The organism is Brevibacillus massiliensis, from assembly GCF_000311785.1.
GTDB lineage: Bacteria > Bacillota > Bacilli > Brevibacillales > Brevibacillaceae > Brevibacillus_C > Brevibacillus_C massiliensis.
On record NZ_HE978565.1, the window covers coordinates 1 to 2,378 of the forward strand.

The following is a 2,378-nucleotide window of genomic DNA, read 5'->3' on the forward strand; positions in this document are numbered from 1 at the left end:
AATAAAAATGTCAAAGTCGGAGAAATTGTAAATATGCCTTCCGGCCGAGTATTTAACTTTGCAGATCATGAAGAAAATTACTTTGCTGTGATGGAAAAAAAATAACCATTTTAGGGGGCTGACAGGAATAGTCGGCCCCCTCCTCTTGCACTTGCTTGAAGTCCTCAAATGTCTAAAAAGAAACAAATATATTCTTGACAAATATTTTATTTTGTGGTATGATAAAATTTTAAGTAATTGACTTAATAGCGGCGTTTGATATACTTCTTTTTAGAATGCAGCTTATAAGGGATTCCATTCTAAAAAGAGGATGTTCTGATGAAAGAAAACCAAGTTAGCCTAACAGCCATCATGACCGCTTATATTCGTGCCTATCACGCGATGAATGATAACCCGAAAATCTTTGATGACTTTCTCGCCTATCAAATGATACCGGAAGAGAGACGTACACTCATTGAACAAGGTTTTACTAATGCTCTCCAATCCTACTCCGATCAAGAAACTGCCTTGCGGCCCTTATTGCAAACCATGGGATTGCCCAATGTCCTCAGCCGTTCACGGTATACGGAAGAAACCCTTGAGCAGGCTGTGAAACAGGGGGTACAGCAGTATGTGATACTCGGGGCAGGGATGGATACTTTTGCTTTTCGTCGTCCGGAACTTCCAAAGCAGCTTCGGGTGTTCGAGGTTGACCATCCGGCAACGCAAACCTTTAAACGTAATCGACTTGCTGAGTTGGGATGGGAAATTCCGCCAAATCTGCACTTCGTACCGGTGGATTTCTCGAAGGAAAGTCTGGCTGAGGCACTCAAGGGATCATCATACGACCCGCAGGCCAAAAGTCTCTTTAGCTGGCTTGGTGTCACCATGTACTTGTCACGAGAAGAAGTGTTCGCAACACTACGTTCTATCGCCGATGTTGCCCCTGTAGGCAGTATGGTACTATTTGATTATTTTGTACCAATAGAATCTTCTCCACATATGCAGGAGATGCGGGAGGATTTGCAAAAGATAGGCGAGCCGATAAAAACGAGCTTCGATCCGTCTACACTGGCTGTAGACCTTTCAGATGCAGGCTTCCGTCTCCATGAGAACTTAAGTCCATCTGATATTCAAAATCGCTATTTTCAGGGACGAACGGACAACTATCATGCAAGTGAACATGTGCACTTTGCGCTGGCAGTAGTCGAACAGCGCGAATCTAAATGAAAAAGGATTATTAACTTGCATGCAGCAAAGAGGACGAAACGGGGACGCAGCGATCTGCGTCCCCGATCTCTCATAAGAGCTTCTGAACTTTCCTTATCGAGCGGTATAACCGCCGTCTACCAGGAGGCTTGTACCGGTGATGAAGGCAGGCTCGTCATGCCGGAATGGGCGAAGACGTTTATGAAGAAGGCAAACCCCAAGGCGACTTTGGCTCGGACGAGATCATACCTTTTGTGAAGTTGGATGGGAAAATCGCCATTGGCAACGGATGCACACTAGCTTGCCTTATGTACGGTGAGGGGAGTTTTGTTTGTTATGCTGCAATCCGCGGATTATCGTCGAAGCACGTGCAGGCAGAAGTCCAGGTCCGCCTGTAAATGCTCTTGCATGAGACGCTCCGCTGCTGTCCCGTCATGGGCGCTGATCGCTTCGTAAATCTGCTGGTGCTCATCGATGAGGAACGGGCGCTTATGGTAGACGACCGTTTTTCTGAACAGGTAGATAATCGATTGCATCCGGTCGATGATGTTGATCATCTCGGGATTGTTGCTCGATTGCACGATCAGGTCGTGGAATTCTTTGTTCGCTCTCATTGTTTCTTCGATGTCGCCGTGGCGGGCAGCCGTAATGCAGCCCTGGAGCTTTTGAAGTGTCTCCTCGTCCATGTAGGCTGCTGCGCAGCGAGCCGAAAAACCTTCCAGCAAGATGCGAACTTGAAAGATATTTCGAAGGTCGGTATCAGTCGGATTCACGACCCTTTTTTGCTTGATCAGCCCTTCTTGTTCCAGTTTGCGAATCGATTCGCGGACAGGCGTCCGGCTTACCCCCAACTCCTCGGCCAGTCTTTCTTCCACCAGTTTCGTCCCGCGCGGGAGTTCTCCGCTTAGTATTTTATCTCGTATGTACTCATAGGAATGCTGATACGCCGTTTGAAACGGTTGCTTGCCCATGCGGATACCCTTCCTTTTCTTTCGCTATGCTCTTTCACCGCTTGCTTCCACCTTCAAAGTATAAGGTTTATAGCGGATATTTTAAAGCTGCAAAAGCAAATGTCATACAAAACGTTATTTTTTGTATACAATAAATTTTAAAATGTGTACAATAATAAGGAATGATCATGCAGTTTCGCATGCAAGGAGCCATTCCTGTAATGAAGAAATTTGAGCTTT

Annotated in this window: 2 protein-coding genes and 1 pseudogene; 2 read left to right on the forward strand and 1 reads right to left on the reverse strand. The window is 46.0% G+C overall.

Features of this window, described 5'->3' with window-relative positions:
- Both HGBM_RS28670 and HGBM_RS26075 read left to right on the forward strand, forming a co-directional pair.
- Positions 1–105, forward strand: a pseudogene (locus HGBM_RS28670) (VOC family protein); the annotation flags it as partial.
- Positions 106–318: 213 nt separating this feature from the next.
- Entirely contained in the window at positions 319–1,209 is an 891-nt protein-coding gene (locus tag HGBM_RS26075) for a class I SAM-dependent methyltransferase (protein WP_019124017.1), read from the forward strand.
- Positions 1,210–1,541: 332 nt separating this feature from the next.
- Here the strand turns inward: HGBM_RS26075 and HGBM_RS26080 are convergent, their stop codons facing one another.
- The gene (locus HGBM_RS26080; RefSeq protein ID WP_019124018.1) at positions 1,542–2,159 is read right to left on the reverse strand and encodes a GntR family transcriptional regulator; all 618 of its coding nucleotides are present in this window, start codon (positions 2,157–2,159) and stop codon (positions 1,542–1,544) included.
- Positions 2,160–2,378 lie beyond the last annotated feature (219 nt).

Excerpts from the sequence above, each read along its gene's own strand:
- HGBM_RS26075 (WP_019124017.1), top strand. The coding sequence starts at position 319 with ATGAAAGAAAACCAAGTTAGCCTAACAGCCATCATGACCGCTTATATT.
- HGBM_RS26080 (WP_019124018.1), bottom strand. The coding sequence starts at position 2,159 with ATGGGCAAGCAACCGTTTCAAACGGCGTATCAGCATTCCTATGAGTAC.